The 19650-nt window shown below is 46.8% G+C and carries 16 protein-coding genes; 8 read left to right on the top strand and 8 right to left on the bottom strand.

Going from position 1 to position 19650, the window contains the following annotated elements; all coding sequences use genetic code 11:
- The gene (locus E1919_RS04495; protein WP_162052153.1) at positions 1–1575 is read left to right on the top strand and encodes a bifunctional aminoglycoside phosphotransferase/ATP-binding protein; all 1575 of its coding nucleotides are present in this window, start codon (positions 1–3) and stop codon (positions 1573–1575) included.
- 28 nt (positions 1576–1603) lie between these two features.
- Here the strand turns inward: E1919_RS04495 and E1919_RS04490 are convergent, their stop codons facing one another.
- Together E1919_RS04490 and E1919_RS04485 are read right to left on the bottom strand one after the other, a co-directional pair.
- Positions 1604–2017, bottom strand: coding sequence for a hypothetical protein (locus tag E1919_RS04490; RefSeq protein ID WP_162052152.1), 414 nt, complete (start codon positions 2015–2017; stop codon positions 1604–1606).
- Between the two features lie 130 nt (positions 2018–2147).
- Positions 2148–2645, bottom strand: coding sequence for a hypothetical protein (locus tag E1919_RS04485; RefSeq protein WP_162052151.1), 498 nt, complete (start codon positions 2643–2645; stop codon positions 2148–2150).
- Positions 2646–3056: 411 nt separating this feature from the next.
- Between E1919_RS04485 and E1919_RS04480 the strand changes: the two genes are divergently transcribed.
- The 5 genes from E1919_RS04480 to E1919_RS04460 all read left to right on the top strand — a co-directional run bounded on the left by E1919_RS04480 (position 3057) and on the right by E1919_RS04460 (position 11252).
- Entirely contained in the window at positions 3057–3512 is a 456-nt protein-coding gene (locus tag E1919_RS04480; RefSeq protein WP_162052150.1) for a hypothetical protein, read from the top strand.
- A 429-nt stretch (positions 3513–3941) separates the two neighbouring features.
- Entirely contained in the window at positions 3942–5372 is a 1431-nt protein-coding gene (locus E1919_RS04475; RefSeq protein ID WP_202915842.1) for a TolC family protein, read from the top strand.
- 39 nt (positions 5373–5411) lie between these two features.
- Entirely contained in the window at positions 5412–6617 is a 1206-nt protein-coding gene (locus E1919_RS04470) for an efflux RND transporter periplasmic adaptor subunit (protein ID WP_162052149.1), read from the top strand.
- Between the two features lie 5 nt (positions 6618–6622).
- On the top strand, positions 6623–9745 hold the full coding sequence (locus E1919_RS04465) for an efflux RND transporter permease subunit (protein WP_162052148.1): 3123 nt from the start codon (positions 6623–6625) through the stop codon (positions 9743–9745).
- Between the two features lie 319 nt (positions 9746–10064).
- Positions 10065–11252 (top strand): glucuronyl esterase domain-containing protein, encoded by a 1188-nt coding sequence (locus E1919_RS04460; RefSeq protein WP_162052147.1) that lies wholly within the window; start codon positions 10065–10067, stop codon positions 11250–11252.
- Between the two features lie 84 nt (positions 11253–11336).
- Here E1919_RS04460 and E1919_RS04455 read toward each other — a convergent pair whose 3' ends face one another.
- Entirely contained in the window at positions 11337–13802 is a 2466-nt protein-coding gene (locus E1919_RS04455) for a TonB-dependent receptor (RefSeq protein ID WP_162052146.1), read from the bottom strand.
- A gap of 470 nt (positions 13803–14272) precedes the next feature.
- On the opposite strand from E1919_RS04455, the gene E1919_RS04450 reads away from it, so the two are divergent.
- The gene (locus tag E1919_RS04450) at positions 14273–14671 is read left to right on the top strand and encodes a DUF983 domain-containing protein (RefSeq protein ID WP_162052145.1); all 399 of its coding nucleotides are present in this window, start codon (positions 14273–14275) and stop codon (positions 14669–14671) included.
- Between the two features lie 416 nt (positions 14672–15087).
- Here E1919_RS04450 and E1919_RS04445 read toward each other — a convergent pair whose 3' ends face one another.
- From E1919_RS04445 to E1919_RS04425, 5 genes are all read right to left on the bottom strand, one after another.
- The gene (locus tag E1919_RS04445) at positions 15088–15723 is read right to left on the bottom strand and encodes a TlpA family protein disulfide reductase (protein ID WP_162052144.1); all 636 of its coding nucleotides are present in this window, start codon (positions 15721–15723) and stop codon (positions 15088–15090) included.
- Between the two features lie 111 nt (positions 15724–15834).
- Positions 15835–16680, bottom strand: coding sequence for a sulfite exporter TauE/SafE family protein (locus E1919_RS04440; RefSeq protein ID WP_162052143.1), 846 nt, complete (start codon positions 16678–16680; stop codon positions 15835–15837).
- A 157-nt stretch (positions 16681–16837) separates the two neighbouring features.
- Complete coding sequence (locus tag E1919_RS04435; RefSeq protein WP_162052142.1) at positions 16838–17251, bottom strand: DUF6691 family protein; 414 nt, start codon at positions 17249–17251, stop codon at positions 16838–16840.
- A 12-nt stretch (positions 17252–17263) separates the two neighbouring features.
- Positions 17264–17896: a YeeE/YedE family protein gene (locus E1919_RS04430; protein WP_162052141.1), complete on the bottom strand. Its 633-nt coding sequence runs from the start codon at positions 17894–17896 to the stop codon at positions 17264–17266.
- Positions 17897–18066: 170 nt separating this feature from the next.
- A complete protein-coding gene (locus tag E1919_RS04425; protein ID WP_162052140.1) occupies positions 18067–19407 on the bottom strand; it encodes an MBL fold metallo-hydrolase in 1341 nt (446 codons plus the stop codon).
- 59 nt (positions 19408–19466) lie between these two features.
- Here E1919_RS04425 and E1919_RS27470 point away from each other — a divergent pair, with 59 nt between their 5' ends.
- The gene (locus tag E1919_RS27470; RefSeq protein ID WP_237143991.1) at positions 19467–19637 is read left to right on the top strand and encodes a hypothetical protein; all 171 of its coding nucleotides are present in this window, start codon (positions 19467–19469) and stop codon (positions 19635–19637) included.
- Positions 19638–19650 lie beyond the last annotated feature (13 nt).

Below are 19650 nucleotides of genomic sequence, written 5' to 3'. Positions count from 1 at the left end.
ATGGTAGACCTTCTTGAGTTTTTGCGCAATCCTTCGTCTTTTCCGCACCATCCTCAACATGTGGAGATTCGGCAAACACATGCTTCTGTGCTGGCTATAGCGCCTCCTTTTGTATATAAAGTTAAAAAACGGGTGAACTTAGGGTTCCTGGATTTTACCCAACTGGAGGAGCGAAAGAGGAACTGCGAACGAGAACTTGAATTAAACAGCCGTTTTTGTGCCGGCATCTACTTAGCCGTGCTTCCGATTGCCATGAAGCACGGGCAACTGTTTTTCGGGACAGCAGGAGAGGTAGTTGATTATGCCCTTCAGATGAAGCAACTGCCGGATGGCTATTTTCTAAACCAGTTACTGCAGGCCGGTAAAGTTACCCATCACATGCTGGATACAGTCCTGGAAATTCTAAAAGACTTTTATAAAAAGTACCCTTCAGAATCCTCTATAGCAAAGTACGGCAACGTGGGGAAAATAAGAGAGGTAGTAGAAGAGAATATCACCACATTGGAACAGCATACAGATATTGTCGTATACCCGGCCTCTCTGGAAGTTATCCGGAACTACTTCCATCGTTTTTTTCAGTATAATCAAGAATTGTTTACGAAGCGTGTGCAGGAGCAAAGGATCCAGGATTGCCACGGCGATCTACACCTGGAGCACATTCACATCCGGAAAGGTAAAGTGTGCATCTACGACTGCATTGAGTTTAATGACAGTTTCCGCTATATAGATGTCGCCTCCGATATTGCTTTTCTGGCGATGGACTTTGATTATCATGGCCGGCCTGATTTGTCATTGTACGTCACTACCCGCATGGCCGAGTTGCTGCATGATCCTGATTTGATGTTATTGGCCAATTTTTATAAATGTTACCGGGCCTGTGTTCGAGCCAAGGTGGAATGTATAAAAGCAAGCGAACAGGAGGTGACGGTTGTAGAGCGGGAGGCCAGTAGGGAAGAGGCCAAGGGCTACGTAAGTCTTGCGCTACAGTACGCCCTTTTTAATTCAGAACCTGCTGTACTGATTGTGTGCGGCAGAAGTGGTTGTGGCAAAACTACCCTGGCTGAAAGCTTAGCAAAGGTATTGAACTGGAAATGTGTGAGCAGTGACGTGCTAAGGAAAGAAGCAGCAGGATTGCCCCTCTACCAACGTTCTGACCCGAAAATACGGCAGAGTTTATACGCATTGCCGGTTACTGATAAAGTATACCATAAACTGCTGGAAGAAACGCTTGCACTGGTAAAAAACCGCCAAGGTGTAGTGATAGATGCAACTTTCGGTCTGGCGAAACACCGTGAATTTTTCGGGCAGGCATTAGCCAAAGAAAGCGTTCCATATTACTTCTTAGAGATGAAAACCTCCGAAGGGGTGATGAAGAAAAGGCTGGCCATAAGAAACGTCATCAAACAGGTGGTTTCAGATGCACGGCTTGAAGATTTTGATTTGCTCAGGCGTATTTACCAGGAACCAAATGAAGTACCGTCTGAGCACCTGTTGGAAGTCAATGCCGATGCAGGTGTAGAGGAGACGCTTGCGCGTGTGCTGAAAAAGGTGCTTTTTCTCCTACATACAAAGTAGGGGGGGGCAACTTAACCTGCTGATTATTTTATTCAATTTCTTCTACCCACACCTTGCGGGCAACCCCAAGACCAACTAAATTTCCCTGGCCGCCGCCCCTCAGCAGGATAGCTACATTTTGCCCCTGTCGTAACTCGCTTAGGCTGATGGACTGCCCGTCAGGGCCTACAATCTGGGTGATTGGCTGCACGAGCACATACGCCCGGTTATAACGGGAACTCTGAGAGGGAAAGCCTTCTACCTCCAGCATGACCTGCCCCTGATCATAACGGCTCATAATGATGCTTCCCCTTATATCCACTCTTTGAGGCGCCCTATTATTTCCTGTGACTGGCGCGTTGGCTGTACCAACTGGTGCGGTGCTGGTTTGGCAACCGGTCAGCCCTAGCGTGGTCAGGAAGCAAAAGGCGATGATGCTTTGCTGTATCTTCTTAATTCCCATATGCTTCTCCTTTACATTTGTTTTTTTGTATAACGGGTGCAAGCTGATGCAGGATATACCTGGCGCACTGCATTATAGAGGGGGCAGTTGATTTTTGTTGTGTTGTATCTACCTTCTTTAGAAGTTATTTCTATTCAATCTTAGTTTTCAAGCTATCAAAAAATGACTTAAGAAAGCTTAAGCTGCCTGTGTCCTGTTTCTCATAGAAGTATCTCCAGTTCACAAATGCATTGTTGTTTTCTAAGAGATGATCCTCAAAGGCTTCTTCCGTAATGGTCAGGTCTGTCGTTACAAAGGCTTTAATCTCGTCTTGTAAGAATAAGGGCAGTTGGTTGAAAAGAATCTTTAACTCATGCACATGCTTCGGGACTTCATTCTCTTGTTTGATCAGAACCTTTAAAGCCTGTTCTATCGCTAAGCTAAGAACGACTATTGCTGGTATAGTTTGCGAAGCTAATAAGGTATTTGCGCCTAAGGCATCATTGTTATTCAGGTCAGTTAAATGGACTCCCTTTTCAGGGCCTTTTAACCTGCTCAAATTATACAAGCCTTCATTTGCTTTCCGTTCTAGTTCCTGAAACGCAAATTCAAAAATTCTAACAGCATCCTTTTGAGCCTTAATGTCCATAGCATTAGATTTTGATGGGCTATTTGTTTCTTCCTACTCTTAGTCAGCAAGGCATAAACACAATGCCACACGAACACTTTCACTAAACCCCACCTTCAGCTTTGCTGCACTATAACTTTGCTTTAAAGGCGGGTTCTTTATTTACATTAATTGATGTTGAGCATAAGTATATGTCTTTTTATGCATACGCTTTCCATTGTTAAAGGCTCTGTTTTGCGGCACATAGTCTTTATATGTGATATATGAGCTAGATAAAATTTAAATAAAATTGAAAGAAAAGAAGAGACGCCTTCTTGAATAGACGTCTTTTGTTGTTGTGCCTATAAAAATACTAAGACTAAATATGTGTCTGGAATAAAAAAGATAAATTTATATATACTTTATAATATATATATAACGTATAGGATGTTCATGAAAAAGTTATTCCTACTGCCCGTTCTGCTCTTCCTTCTCCTGACCTCCTGCAAAGAAGAAGATGCGCCCACTCCTTATGATGCAAACCAGGTGCAACTGGAGGGCTCCTGGAACACGGTTAACCAGGAGTTTAAATTCTATAGTGCCTCTGGACAACTGATGCATGCGGAGACAGATGAAAAGGAGACATCCTTTCATTTTGATGCGCCTGAAGTAACCACAACCTATAACACTGGAACCAGGACCACATGTACTTACACTTCTTTTCAAAAGAATGGAAAAGATTACCTCCAGTTTTATCATAACGGCCGCTTACAGGATTTTGAGATTACTTCCCTTACAGGTTCCGCCATGTCCTGGCAGGTTCGTTTGGAGAAAGCGCAGTATGGTGCCGGCTTAACTTTAAAAGAGTCAGACCATGTCATTGTCACCATTGGCTTGTCTAAGCGGTAGGCGGAAAAGCAGAACCTTTGTAAATTCATACTACAGACCTACTGCCTGGGGCTAAGGTACAGGCCCCCTCAGGCCATCATTTCATCAATGTTGCCTTCTGCCGCACTCCCGCTTCTGAGAAGCATTTCTTTCAGCCTTGGCCCTAATTCCACTAGGCTGAACGGCTTCTTGAGCTATACCAAAATGTGTAGTCACACATGCAGACCTTATCGCATATTCTGTAGCAATGGATGTAGGTGAGCACTGTTCCAGTTCAATTAATTCACGCCCATCTTACTTCTTTAGTACTTCCCCAAACAATAAAGGAGGAAATTCATCTTAGGCCAGGTATAACCTTATATAGCTACTATTGGTTATATAGTCTAAGTCAACGCATTTTAAATCAATCAGCAAGACCAGTTCATATTTTTGAATGAAAAGTAAAAAATATTGAAAAACGGCATTTTTATACGTACCTCAAACAAAGCACCGGTATGTTCTATACCTGGCTTGTCCTTTCTTTGCTGCTTTACTATCTTCTGGCTAACTGGGTGTTCCCGCAAGGTTGCAGAAGTCAACCTGCCCTATGAGCCTTTACAGGCTTTTTCGCTACCTGGCGAAACGGAGGCTCCGGACCAATGGTGGCAAGCATTTGAGGATCCGAAACTCAATCTGCTGGTAGACTCCGCATTAGCATCCAATTTGCCATTGAATGCCGTATGGTACCAGTTTCGAGAGGCCGGGGCATTGGTGAATATAGTGTCATCAGCCAGAGTGCCTGACGTTTTTCTACAGCTACAAAGCGGAATAAGTCGTCCTGTACCTGATTTTGTAGGAGGAGAAAACACACAGCTTTCCCTGCGGGCAAATTACGAAGCAGACCTCTGGGGCCGGATTAGGTATAGCATACATGCAGAAGAGTACAGGTTCAAAGCCAGTTTTTATGATTACAAAACAGCGGCAGTCACACTGACAGGTGAAGTTGCTTTAGCATGGTTCAGATTAAAAGCCACCAATATTCAGCTTCAACTGCTAAGCGAACAGATAGAAACCAACGAACAGGTACTGGCGCTTATTCGGAACAGGTTTGCCAGCGGGCAGGTAAGGGGTGTCGATATTCTGCGGCAGCAGCAGCTCATTGAAAGTACCATACAGCAGCAGGTCGCGCTAGAGTTACAAAAGGAACTGCTCGAAAACCAGCTCTCCATCCTGCTCGGTCAGCCGCCCGGTGAGCTGCTGGAGGCTCCTGCCCAGCTACCCGATTTACCGCCAATGCCCCTGACTGGCATCCCGTTACAGCTAGTCAACCGAAGGCCTGATGTGCAGAGCTCATTTTACAGGCTCCAGGCAGCCGACAGGGAGTTGGCTGCCGCCATCAGCAATAAATACCCGCGGCTGAACTTTTCGCTTAATGCAGCCCTCCGATCAAACAACCTAATTGGATTGTTTGAATCGCAGGCCATCTCGCTTGGCAGTGCTCTGCTGGCTCCCATTTTTTACGGAGGCAGGTTAAGGGCACAGGTAAACCAGGCAGAGGCTATCCGGCAGCAATTAAGGTATGATTACGGGCAGACGGTGCTCCTTGCTTTCCAGGAAATTGAAAACGCCCTGATACAGGAAGAAAAACAGCTCGAAAGGATAGAGGTTATTCAGAACCAGGTGGAGCTGGCAGAGAAAACCTTCGGCCAGCTTAGGGTGGAATACCTCAATGGTTCGCTCGCCTACCTTGATGTGCTGGTGACTTTAAACCAGCAGCAACAGCTTCAAAGGGACCTTATTAATGCAGAACTGGAACTGCTGGAAATAAGAATAGCCCTGTACCGTGCTCTGGCAGGTGGCTTTGAAACAGAAAGAGAGCCTATGATGGAGGATGTACCGTAAAATCAGAACCACAGGACCATGTTAAATTAAAACATATAGATGACCAAAAAGAAAACGTTCATAATCAGCGGAATAATACTTCTTTTAAGTGCTGCCATTACCTTGCTTGTATTTATGACAGCACCGGAAGCGCAGCGTGAAGGAGCAGCTATAAAGACTGACATGCTGGTGGACGTGGTGCAAGTAAACAGGGGAAACTACACGCCTACAGTGATAGCGACAGGAACCGTGCAACCGGCAAAAGACATCACATTAAGTACACAGGTAGGAGGGGAGGTGGTAAACATTTCTGAAAACTTCATTCCCGGTTCGTTTGTTAAAAAAGGCGAAGTGCTGCTGCAGATTAATCCTGCTGACTATAGAAACACCCTGCAACTGAGAATGAGTGATCTGCAATTGGCCAAAGCAGACCTGAGTGTTGAGATGGGGCGGCAGGATGTTGCCCGTAAGGATTATGAGCTGATAGGAGAAGAACTCTCAGGCGAAAACCAGGACCTTGTGCTCCGAAAGCCCCAACTGGAATCTGCCAGAGCTACTGTGGCTGCGGCAGAGGCTGCCGTACAGCAAGCCAGGCTTAACCTGCAGCGCACAACCATCAGGGCACCGTTTGATGCCCACATCATCAGTAGAAATGCCAATGTAGGCTCTCAGCTGGCCCCGGGAACGGAGCTGGGGCAACTGGTGGGAATGGATGAGTACTGGGTAGCCGCCAATGTTCCCGTTGCCAAAGTTAACTGGCTCACTTTTGCGGAAGATGAGGCCAATTCAGGTTCTGATGTGAAGATCATAAATGCCAGCAGCTGGTCGGAGGGACAGTATAGAACAGGCAGGTTGTTCCGGTTAGTCGGTGCGCTTGATGTGCAGACGCGGATGGCGAGGGTGCTGGTGTCGGTTCCGGATCCGCTGGTGCGGAAAACAGAACAGGATACGATACCACCGCTGATGATAGGCACCTTTGTGGAAGCCCATATTCAGGCCAGGGAAATTCCGGATGTGATCCGGCTTAACCGCGACTACCTCCGGCAGGGCGAAACGGTGTGGGTTATGGACGAGGGAAAGCTGCGCATCCGGCAGGTGGACATCCTGTTTGAGGATGCCGACTATGCCTATATCAGGAAAGGCCTTTCAGATGATGAAAAGGTGGTGACGACAGACCTGTCCACTGTGGTGGAGGGCTCTGGTTTACGTACAGAAGGAGAGGAGTCTCCGCAGGATACGACGGAAAATGAAGAGGTTCAGGAATAAAGCTTATGGAGGAAACAAAAGACCAGGCTGAGGAAACACAAAAAGGTGCCATTGCATTCATGGCACGCAGCCCCATTATTACTACTCTCCTGATGTTTATACTGATAGGGGGTGGATTCTGGACCATGTATAACATCCAAAAAGAGGTATTCCCACAATTCCAGCTGGATTATGTGCAGATAAGCGTGGTGTACCCCGGGGCTGCACCAACTGAAACAGAGCAGGGGATAGTGCTTCCTGTTGAAGAAGCCATTAAAGGTGTGCAGGGAATAAAGGAGGTTACCTCCGTCGCCAATGAAGGCTCTGGAAGTGTGACTGTAGAGCTGGTGCCGGGCACCGACAGGATGAAAGCACTACAGGATATTAACCAGGCCGTAAGCCGTATACAAACTTTTCCGGATGATATAGAACAGCCGCAGGTTGTCTTGCAGGACCGGCAGCAGGATGTGATGCAAATAGGGTTATATGGGGACGTAGAGGTATGGACACTCCGCATACTAGCAGAAAGATTACGCAACCAGCTGCTTGCAAACGATGAAATTACACAGGTAGAGATTGGAAACGTTCCGGACTTCATCACCCATGTTGAGATCCCAGAGCACCGCCTGCGGGAATATAACCTGACGCTGGGCCAGATAGCCAACATTATCCGTCAGTCGAGCCAGGATGTGCCCGCAGGATCTATAGAAACGCAGGCCGGAGAGGTATTGCTGAGAATGGAGGAGCGCAAACTCTGGGCAGAAGAGTTTAGCAAAATCGACATCATTTCTTCTGTATCGGGCGCCACCGTTAAACTTGGTGATATAGCCACCATTACCGATGGGTTTGAAGAAACAGGATTTCACGGGCAGTTCAATCAGCAGAACACCGTGGATCTGGAAGTCTTCCGAATAGGCAAACAGTCGCCGCTGGATATAGAAGATCTCGTGAAGGAGATTCTGGCAGACTTTGAGCAGTCCCTTCCACCCGGTGTAAAGGTCCGGATTGAAGGTAATAGGGCAGAGGATTTCCGGGAGCGCTTGTCGCTTTTAACGGAGAACGGCTTGCTTGCCATCGTGATCGTTATGGTGATCCTCGGGCTTTTTCTGGAATACCGGCTGGCATTCTGGGTGATGATGGGAATGATTATTTCTTTTGTCGGGGCGATGGTGTTTCTACCGCTGGTAGACATCAGCATCAACATGATATCGATGTTTGGTTTTCTGATTGTGATGGGTATTGTGGTCGATGATGCCATTGTGGTAGGGGAGAACATTTATGAGTACCGCCAGAAGGGTTACAGTTATATGGATGCCGCCATATTGGGTGCCAAAGATGTTTCTAAACCCGTTGTTTTCAGTATTTTAACTACTATCATTGCCTTTGTGCCACTCCTGTTCATACCCGGGGAGACCGGTAAATACTGGTGGCCATTACCGGTGGTCGTTATTGTGGTGCTGGTCGTTTCGCTGTTTGAGGCGCTGTACATACTTCCCTCTCATGTGGCGCATAAGCCAAAAGAAAACTCTTCTAAACCATTACGGAAGTTGGAGGGCTGGCAAAGGTCTATCGCGGAGGCTTTTAGCCGCTTTGTCCACCGCTTCTACCGCCCTTTCCTGGACCTTTGCCTGCGAAACCGGTACATCACCCTGAGTACGGCAATGGCCTTATTGCTTTTGGTAGGGGGCTTTGGTTACAGTGATCATATGGGCATGGTGCTGATGCCTGAAGTAGCTGCTGATGAAATAGAGGCCGCCGTAAGATTGCCTGTGGGCACCACCACCGATCAGGCCGCTAAAGTAGCCACAGCCGTAACCAACTCCACGCAGCGCATGTTTGAGGAGCACAACCTGTACGAAGTAGCTGAAGGTATTAAGACCAATGTCCGGGGTAAGGATTTCATTGATGTAGAGATAGTGATGAAACCGCCTGATCAAAGGGATATGAGCGCCAAAGAGCTTATTGCCCTGTGGCGTGATAATATTGGCGATATTGAGGGGGTGGACCAGATAACCTTTGAGGCGGAAAGAGGACCCGGAGGTGCCCGGCAGGACATCAGTGTGGACCTGAGCCATACCGACATTAACGTGCTGGAGCGGGCCAGTCAGGCATTTGTGGAACGGGTAGAGTCTTTTGAAGAAACCCGGGACGTGAGTGACAACTTTAACATGGGAAAAGTGCAGATGGGTTTCGAGCTGTTACCGGAAGGCCGAAGCCTTGGGCTAACACCCTCCGCTGTAGGGCAGCAGGTGCGGGATGCTTTTTTCGGAGCACTGGCCATGCGCCAACTGCGCGGCATTAACGAAACAGAAATACGCGTGAAGCTGCCAAGGGAAGAACGCAGAGACATGAACAACCTGGAGGAATTTATCGTCCGGGCACCTGATGGCACGGCCGTACCCTTGCTTAACGTAGTAAAGGTAGCTGAAGGGGAAACATTTACCAATATCAACAGGAGGGACGGACGCCGGGTGGTGAATGTAGGTATGGACGTGGAGCCGGCCAATGCCCAGACCCGCGTTTTAAAATCGCTGAATGATGAAATGCTTCCCCAGCTGAGAGCAGATTTCCCGGGTATTACCTGGACGTATGAGGGCAGCCAGGCAGAAATGCGGGAATCAACGCAGGCGCTTTGGTCGGGCTTTATTATTGCCATGCTCCTTATTTTTGCCCTGCTGGCTGTGGCGTTGAACAGTTATATCCAACCCATTATTGTCATGTTGGCTATTCCCTTTGGCGTGGTAGGAGCGGTGATAGGCCACATCTTACTGGGGTATGACCTCTCTCTAGTGAGCCTGATGGGCATCATCGCACTCTCGGGGGTGGTGGTGAACGATTCGCTGATCATGATTGATTATGCCAACAAACACAGGGGAGAGCTTTCCGCTTATGATGCCATTCACGAAGCAGGCATCAGGAGGTTCAGGCCAATAGTCCTCACTACCCTTACTACCTTCGGCGGACTGACACCCATTATCCTAGAAACATCCAGTCAAGCCTACCAGCTTATCCCAATGGCCATTTCGCTGGGCTTCGGAATTATTTTCGCCACGGCCATCATTTTAGTGATCGTTCCTTGCCTTTACATGATCCTGCATGACATCGTTAAAGTGACCACGAGCAAGGAAAAATCATTAAAAAAAGCCTAAATTAGAGAATGAGCTTCTGTCTGGTAATGGCAACGTCGCCTACCACTGTAACTGGTGAGCAGTTTAATAGTATGCCCCAAAAAAGTAGTTTAGTTGACAGCCGTAAGATCAGCAGGAAAATAAAAATGTTATCTTACTATCTGCCTTTACGCAAGCAGTTCTTTGTTCCCTTCAAAACGGGACATTTCTGGCTTATGTAATTTTATTCGTAACATCAATTACTTATGGGACGAGGGGCAAGTCCTTCGATATGCCTTTTTTTTAACTATTTGATTCCAATAAACTCAGCTATCAGGTTCAACAGAAAAAGTGAAGGCATATGATTAAAGGAATAGTAATGTGCTTTGCGGTTTTGATTCTCTACACCAAGGCACAAGCGCAGAATTACGATGAGTCGAAAGTGCCCGCCTATACTTTACCAGAAGTACTGAAAACGGCAGACGGGACCGTAGTAGATAATAAAGCAGCCTGGGAAAAGAAGAGAAGACCGGAAGTGCTGCGCCTTTTTGAAAACAATGTCTATGGGCAAATGCCCCAGGAGTATGACAGCATTGCCTTCACCCTTACCAATGATGTTGTAAATGCCATGGATGGAAAGGCGCATTTGAAGGAGGTAACCATTTCCGTATGGAGGAAGAACAAGTCAGCCGATATCAATCTTGTTCTTTTCGTGCCTACCAAACCTCAGAAGCCGGTGCCGGCATTCCTGTTGATTAATAACCGCGACAAGAGCAACACCGATCCCTCAAGAACAACCCAAAGTGCGTTTTGGCCTGCAGAAATGGTTGTTGACAGGGGGTATGCCATAGCCGCTTTTCATGTCAGCGACGCAGCACCTGATAACAAAGATAGCTATCAGGAGGGCGCATTGCAGCTTTACCCTGAATTACAGGGCGCTGATAACGGAGCAAAAGCAATAGGTGCCTGGGCATGGGCTGCCAGCAGAGTGATGGATTATCTGCAGGAAGACAAGGATATTGATGCCCAAGGGGTTGCGGTGGTAGGTCACTCGCGTGGTGGAAAAGCAGCGTTGTGGGCTGGTGCCCAGGATCAGCGCTTTGCCATGGTGTACTCCAACTGTTCCGGAAATACAGGGGCGGCTTTGTCCAGAAGAAAGTTCGGTGAGACTGTTAAAGTCATCAATGACCAGTTCCCCCATTGGTTCGCGGACAACTACAAAAAGTATAATGAGAATGAAGCTGCCTTGCCAATTGATCAGCATATGCTGCTCTCCCTTATTGCGCCAAGGCCCATGTATGTTACCAGTGCCACGGAAGATCTTTGGGCCGATCCAAAGGGCTCATACCTTTCTCTGATACATGCGCAAAAGTCTTATGCACTGTATGAAAGGCATTCAGCGCTAACTCCCGAACCACCAGCTGCCAACAGCCCGATCATCCATTCTTACCTGGGTTACCACAACAGGGAAGGGGGGCATGATTTAACAAAATATGATTGGGCAAACTTTATTCTGTTTGCTAATTATCATGCTTTAGGTAAGCACTAACACCAGTGGTTATAATATAACTATATCTATCCCGGCAACTTCTCCACAGAGGGAAAGCGTGTCAAGAACGTTAACACAGCCGCCTTATTCGGGGGATAGGGTTTTAGGACTGCCGGTGGGGGCGGCCTGGTGCAGCCGGTAACTCAGCGTGAGGTTTACCTGCCTTCTGCGCCCCTGGTTTTTACTGCTGGTGTAGAAGGAAACTCCTTCAACACTTTCGCCTTGTAAGACGGACCGTGTGATGCGGGAGTTAAACAGGTCCAGGGCATTGAGGGTAATGGTGCCATTTCTGTTAAATATGTCTTTGCTGATGCCTAGGTCAACATAGTATAGGGCTTTCTGAGTACCTTGAGGTGTTTTCTGAGGCGCTTCGTAATTTGCCCGCACTTGTAATTCAATTGCCTTTGGGAGCGTAAACCTAGATGTGTGCCTTGTAAACCAGCTGTAGGTATCGGTGCTGAAGTTTTCCTCAAAATTACTGCCGTCGATGATCGCCCGAAAGAAGTTAAAGCTGTGGTCCATTTTCCACCAGATGGCAGGCGTGAATGAACCAATCAACTCCAGACCAAACGCGTCTTCTGCCTCCAGGTTTTCAGGCTGCAAAGTGGCGATTCCTTCGCTGTTTACACGCCGTATGGTTGTTATTTTGCCCGTGGTATGCCGGTAAAACAAGGATGAGGATAGGGAGCCATTTTCAAAATACTTAATGTGCCCGAGATCAAAGGCATTGGTAAACTCTGGATTAAGGTTAGGGTTACCACCCATCACATTCCGGCTGTCGGACAAGGTAAAATATGGGCTTAAGTCGAAATAAACCGGTCGGCGTACCCGGCGGCTATAACTGATTTGCAGGGCATTTTCCTTGGGTAAATTATAAGTAAAATGCGCACTCGGAAATAAATTAGTGTAGCGCCGTGGGTTCACTTCGTTTGTTTCCCGGAGTGTAGTCTTCACATCAGTATGCTCGGCACGCAATCCTACTTGGTAAGTGACTTTCTTTGTTTTGTTCCCCAGGATGCCATAAAGGGCATTGATATTCTCATTATAAATAAAGTAGTTGTCCAGGCCCGGTAGCGGCGTTATTTCCCCTGCGGCATTCTGATCTCCTACCAGGTAATCGTTTACCATATCCCGGAAACTGCTCCTTAAGCCAGCCTCCAACTTGCCACCCTCGCCGAAAGGCTGCACATAATCCACCTGTGTCAGGTATTGCTTTTCATACTCGTCATTCAGCGAGCGCTGGTACAATGCTGTAGCGGGTTCAGGCGTTCCGTCAGGAAAAAAGGTGTTTTGGGTGTATACCTGGTCCGAATTTTCCCAGTAATCCAGGAACCGGAAATCAACGTTAAGCTCTTGTCCTTCCCTGGCAAAAGTTTTCTTGTAGGAGATGGCATACTCTGCATTCACCTCGTCCTCGTCTTCAACTTGCTTCCGGGTGGTATAACGCTGGAGCTCCTGGCTGGCAAGGTAATCTTCGTAGCGGATGTTCCTAACGCGGTTGGCATCGCTCCTCCTGAACATGTAGGAGGCGGTGAGGATACTGGTTTCAGTGAAAAAATAATCGAGCCCGCCCCGGATGTTGTTATTGAAGCCCTTCAGCCGGGTAGCATGTTCCTGCCTTAATATTGAAATTGTATTACCGGTAGTCAGTTCCTGGTAGAGAGAACCCAGGCCGGGAGTGATGCGGTAAGCCAGACCATAATTTAAAAAGAAGTTTATTTTTTTATGCCGGTAATTCACGTTGGCGGCTCCTCCGTAATTGGTAGGCTCACCGGCTATTACCTCAAAAGAACCGTTGAACCCACTTTTACGCTCTTTCTTTAACACAATGTTGATGATACCGGACATGCCTTCGGCTTCGTAGCGGGCCGATGGGTTGGTAATAATTTCTACTTTTTCGATTAAGCTGCCCTGCAACTGCTGCAATCCGCTTCCTCCTTTAAAACTAACCAGTCCCGAAGGTTTTCCATCAATCAGGATGCGTACATTCCCGCTGCCGCGCAGTTTTACATTTCCTTCGGCATCCACTGAAACGGACGGTATATTGCTTAAAATTTCGGTAGCCGAGCCGCCAGCGTTTGCCAGATCCTTTCCTACGTTGAATATTTTTTTGTCCAGCGACAACTCCATGGTGCTTTTTTCGGCCTGCACCACCACCTCTTTCAAGGCGGTGGCTTCTGCTACTAATAGCTTTAATGTACCCAAATGGTGAGTTGGATTTTCGGATGTAAGCTTAAACACTGTTGATTTTAAGGCTTTATAACCTATGAAATCTATCAGGGCATAATGCTCTCCAAGCGGAGCATCCAACGTAAACTGCCCTTCTTCATCTGTCATGTTTCCTGATATCAATCCATTGTCAGCGCTTTTAAAAAGCCTCACGTTTGCATAAGGCAGCGGCAGCCCGGTTTGTGCATCCAGCACCTTGCCGCGTACAGCATCTTTTCTGCTCCCCTGCGCCAGACTCAGCAGCGGAAACAGCACGAGGAGCAGGAAGACAACAGCGCTGTAACGCGTGCTGATTTTTATGAAATATAAAGCGCTGATCATATGCTTAGCTGGCTAAAGTACTAAAAGCAAGGGTATGGCTAATGGGGCATTAGCAATGCGCGGGAAGTCACATAAATGAGAGTTCGCCGAACCTTTATATTAGTGGCCACCAGCGCGCACTGCCATAGTTTAAATATAGCAAAAAAAGGGAGAAGCTGCTACAGGAAAACAAAACGGAGCCAGGCTGTAAAACAGATTATGGTATTGAGCTCCAGGAAGATGAGTAAGAACGGAGTGGAATAGCAAAGCATATTTGAAGGGGAATATACAAAGCCTATGATGGAGATGTACTTTTTACAAAACATTTCAGACTCTCTAATTAGAGACTAAAAAAGTGCTCATATGGACTATCTACAGCAATCCAAATTTTTCTGTTTTATTTAAAAAGCATTGTAAATTGAAGCTTTAGTCCCGTATACAGGGCAAAAGGCTACGTATTTTAATCGTGTGAATAAGTTAATGCTAGTGAAATGAGCCAGAGACATTCTTTATTATATGGCATTGCAGCAGTGAAGTGCCCCAGATGCAGGGAAGGAAACATGTTTCCGGAAGGCACCTTGTACAGCACTAAGTTTGCGGATATGCACGAGTATTGCCCTTGCTGCGGACAGTCTTTTGAGCCGGAGCCAGGATATTACTATGGAGCCATGTACGTTAGCTTCGCCATTAATGTAGCTATCTTTTTAGTCTCGCTGGCTGTCCTGTATCAGTTTGTGGAGGAAGTAACTGTGGCTATGATGATGGGGGTTGTAGCCGTTGTTGTTATAGGCTTACTACCGATAATTTTCAGGCTGTCCAGGGCGCTGTGGATCAATATATTTATCAGGTACGAAGGTCCTTGTAGTCAAATCCCTAAGAAAGTGCATTAGCAGTAAGACTTGCTACCTATAGAAGACCCAGATGATTCTGATGATAAATACGCTAGGCTGAATATTTTCCGAAGGCGCCCGATGTTGCGCGGGTGAAGTAGAGATGATGAAATCAGGTAGCTTTGGGGAAGCCGGTGGCTTCATGGGAAGTCCAGGTAAGTGGGTTCAAGAAACAACCTTCTCATTTGTTGGAACCTGGTCTCTTTCTCTTTTATTTTTGTTGAACTACCAGTACATCGGGATACCGGTAAGCATCAGTACCATCCCGATCAACAATCCACGCGGACGCACTAAAAAGTGTTAAGGAACTAAGGGCGGTTTCTGACCATCAGGCTACTAACACATCGTCCCGCCGGAACTTGAACTATAATCTGGTGTTGCATAGCGTCAGTTAGCATCATTTTACCGTAAGCCTTTTATTCCTTAACCATACTTAGAAGAAAATCCCGCACTTCTTTTGTGTCGTATTCAGCCATGCCTTCTTGTTTGGCTACAATCTTGCCTTCTGGCGAAATGATAAACGTGGTAGGGATAGCGTTTGAGTGAAACTCCTGCGGGAACTGACTGGCCGGCATATACACCGGAAACGTATAGCCTTTCTTGTTAATGAATTTTTTCACTTTCTCCATGCCGCCTTCATCTACTGAAAGCATGACAAAGGCTATCTTGTGAGAGCCTATCTTCTCGTACAGGCTCTGTATATTTGGCATCTCGGCTATACAAGGCGGGCACCAGGTAGCCCAGATGTTCATGAAAACAACTTTGCCTTTCAGGCTCTCAAAAGACATTGCTTTCCCGTCCAGGCTTACCAACTGGAAACCGGCCCCTACCATATCCGCTGATCCGGAAGCAGCGTACTCTCCTGCATCGTCATGGTTCACAGCCGCCGCAGGTTCAGGTACATCCGCTTTCATGACGCCTGTTGCCAATAGCAGTCGCTGTACCTGCCCGATGGCTTCTGTATGCAAGCCGGTTAAGTAAAGGACTCCGAATAGAGTTAAAATGACGGCCCATCCCGGTATATCTTTAAGAGATAGTTTATTTTTCTGCATACATTTAGTTTTTTGATAGTCTATATAAGTACTCAAATTAAATAATAGCCTGAAAGAGAGGCAATTTATTTGAAGTTTCTTAAGTGGGGCACAAAGTGTGGAAAGTTTGTTTTAGAAGAATATTTCTTTCCCGATGATATAAATACCCATCACCAGCACAAACCATCCAAAGGCTGTCTTAAGTTTGTCAGCTTTTATCTTAGTAGATAGGAAAGACCCCATAAAGATTCCCGCAATAGACAGAAGCGAGAAAAAGCCCAGAAAAGACCAATCTATTTCGTAATTGTAGATATCCCCAATAAAACCGAACAGTGATTTTACCGCAATAATTAGCAGCGAAGTACCTACGGCCATCTTCATGTCCAGCTTGCTGAACAGTACCAGCGCCGGTATGATGAGGAACCCGCCTCCAGCTCCCACCAGGCCGGTTAATGTACCCACCACGGCGCCTTCCGCCAGAATGCCGCCGTAGTTGAACGTTTGATTTTTGTCTTTTACCGATCGTCCGTTTTCATCCAGTATGTCAAGGTTTATGTTCTCGTCAGCATTGCCACCGGGTTTTTTGTTTTGCCTGATCATGCTGATGGAGGCGAAAACCATTAAGCCTGCAAACAGCAGCATGAGCAGGATGTCTTTTGTTACTTCAAAGCCGCCAATGGTAAAGATGCTGTCCGGAATGGCCGGTACAATGTAGCGCCGCGTAACATAAACTGCCACAATGGAAGGGATTCCGAAAACAAGAGCTGTCTTTAGACTCACCAGACCTTTTTTATAAAACCGGTAGCTCCCTACCAGGCTGGTGAGTCCCACGATAAAGAGGGAGTAAGCTGTTGAAATGACCGGGCTAAAGCCCAGCAGGTAAACCAGTGCCGGTACTGTTAAAATAGAGCCACCCCCGCCAATGAGTCCCAGTGAAAGCCCGATAACCAGGGCTGCAATGTATCCGATTAATTCCATTTATGTGTTGCCATAATTTATACTACAAAGGTAGCATAGCATAAAGGCGGGTACAGTGACAAATATCACACAGGAAAGCGAAGATGAAGGCTCTCATCATAACTACTTGCGTTAATTAAAATGGACATAGAACATTCAGTTAAAGCACAGGCTTCCCCTAATGAGGAAGCCTGTTTCTTACTATACCATAGGTAAGTGTTCCCAGGATAGCACTAAAGAGAACGACCAGAATGACGCTATATCCAGTACCAAGCAGCGTGTATATTGGACCGGGGCAGGCGCCTGTCATAGCCCATCCTAAGCCAAAGATGGTGCCGCCAAAGAGGTAGCGCGGGATGCTCATGTTCTTTGACGTGAAGGAAATTGGCGTACCTTCTGTTGATTTAAACTTGTATTTCTTGATGAGGGCAACGCTGATGATGCCCAGTATGACGGCCGATCCAATGATGCCGTACATGTGAAATGAGTCGAAACGGAACATCTCGTAGATCCTGTACCAGGAAATAGCCTGGGATTTGGTCATGATAATCCCAAACAGGGTGCCGATAGATAAATAGGTGATATACTTCATGTTGTCTTAATATTAAAGAGTTAGGATAACAGGCAGCAGCAGGTAGGTCATGATAAGACCGCCGATAAAGAAGCCGATAACGGCAATCAGTGATGGCAGCTGCAAATTACTTAATCCGCTGATGGCGTGCCCTGAAGTACATCCCCCCGCATAGCGTGCCCCGAAACCAATAAAAAACCCTCCGAATACTAGCATCACGAATCCTCTCAAAGTGAAAAGGCTCTCCCAGCTAAAGATTTCCTCTGGCAGGTAGTTTGCCCCGGGCTTACTGATGGCTAGTTCCTGCAGCTTTACGACGGTGTCCTGTGCTAGCGGAATCGGCTCAGGCTGCTGTAGCCAGGTGGAGGCGATAAACCCTCCGATAACTGCGCCAAGGACGAAAACAAGGTTCCATACCTGCTTTCTCCAGTCGAAGTCAAAGAAGTCGCTTACCTTACCACCGCCCCCAATGGCGCAGGTCGTCCGTAATGTATCTGACACGCCAAAGCTTTTGCCAGCAAACAGCAGTAACAGCATGGTTAGGGTGATCAAGGGGCCCGCCACATACCAGGGCCACGGCTGGCTCATCCATTCTATTATTCTTTCCATTCTCTGATTCACGAATTTTGTATGCTCAATTTTAGTCCGGTTACATGGTATATACATCAGGTAGCTTCTAAACTGATGCAAAATTAAGAACTACACGCCGTCGCCACTGTGACTTGTATCACACAGGAACCATTTATGCAAAAAGAGCGAAGTTTTTTACTTGTGACTGTATTCTTGCAGGAACTGTGAAAAAAGAGGCGCAATTCCGAGACGCCACTTTTAATTCCTTATTTTTCCTTCAACTCTGTCACTGCTTCACTCATATCCAGCACTTCAACAGGAAGCAGGCTCTCCAGTATGCTGCTGCCAGCTGCCGAACGGTAGCCTCCGGCACAATGCACCACTACGGGTTTATCTGTCGGAATCTCGCTGGCTCTTTCCCTTAGATCTGGTAAAGGGATGGTAATGGCTTGTTCAAAGAATTTTCCGGCGTTGGTCTCACTGCTGTTTCGTACATCAACGATTGTGAAATCATTTTTCCTGACTTCAAACTTTTCTGCGTCAAAAGCCCTCCTTTCTTCACTGTCTTCTTTATCATATATAAAGGCACCTGCCATATTCAGTTCATAGCCTATTTTAGCTGCTTTATGTATAAGCTCCTGCAGGGATACTTCTGATGCTGCTACCAAATAAAACTTTTCATCCGGACCCACAATGCTTCCCAACCACGTCTCAAACTTGTTGCCGTTCTGGATGTTAATAGCTCCTTTCAAATGCCCCTTTTTAAACTGTTCCTGGGGGCGTCCGTCCACTACCACAACATTCTTCTCTGGCGCAGCATCTTTGTTTAATTTCTTCACGCTCTCCAGCGATTGCTGGAAGGCTAGTGCGCCTTTCTTGTTGAGGCCCACATTATAACCAAAGTATTTAGGTATGAAAGGCTGGTCCTCTATAATCAACCTCACAAATGCTTCCTCACTCATTGGCTGCAGGGCATAGTTCGTGGCTTTCTCAGCACTAATGGTACTGCTGCTGGCTTCGCTCAGGCCTTTACCACAGAGGGTGCCTGCTCCATGCGCCGGGTATACCAGCACGTCATCGTCCAGCTTCATCAGTTTTTCACGGGTGCTATGATACATCCGACGGGCCAGTTCTTCCCTTTTCGCAGTAATGTTTCCAGCATTTTCCCTTAAATCCGGCCGACCCACGTCACCAATAAAAAGTGTGTCCCCTGTAAACACGGCTACATCTTGTTCCCCATGCTCCAGCACAATGCTAATGCCGTCAGGGGAGTGGCCCGGTGTGTGCAGCGACCGGATTTTTATTTCACCCAATTGCAGTTCTGCGCCTTCGTCAAAAGCCTGGTGCGGGTAGTCTGCCCCCACCAGGCTATGGGTATATATAGTAGCCCCGGTTTTCTCATGAATTTCCAGGTGCGAACTTACAAAGTCAGCGTGTGGGTGCGTTTCTATCACCCCTACAATTTTAGCTTCATTTTCATGCGCATAAGTATAGTATGGCTGTGGATCACGGGCAGGGTCAATCAACACAATCTCCCTGTATTCCTCACTTAGTATAGAGTAGGAGTAATGGGCCAGCCCTTTGTCTTCAAACTGTTTAATTTTCATAATTTTTGCTTTTCCTTGAACTTACGATACAAAGATAGGCACGACGCAAAGAAAAGTCTGTGACTCTTGTCACATTGGCTTCACCTGGTAGAAGAATGGGGGAGAAAACATTAAAAGTAGTAGAGAAGGATAGCATGATAATTCTTATTGTCATAGCCTTCTTTAAATTAAGGGGGAGCAGCTCTATAGAAAATAAAGGAGTAAAAGAAGATAAAGGAGTAAAATTTTAAAGAATATGGTTGG

Source organism: Pontibacter pamirensis, assembly GCF_010015475.1.
GTDB lineage: Bacteria > Bacteroidota > Bacteroidia > Cytophagales > Hymenobacteraceae > Pontibacter > Pontibacter pamirensis.
The sequence above is the reverse complement of the archived record's forward strand: the minus strand, read 5'-3'. Positions and strand labels throughout refer to the sequence as shown.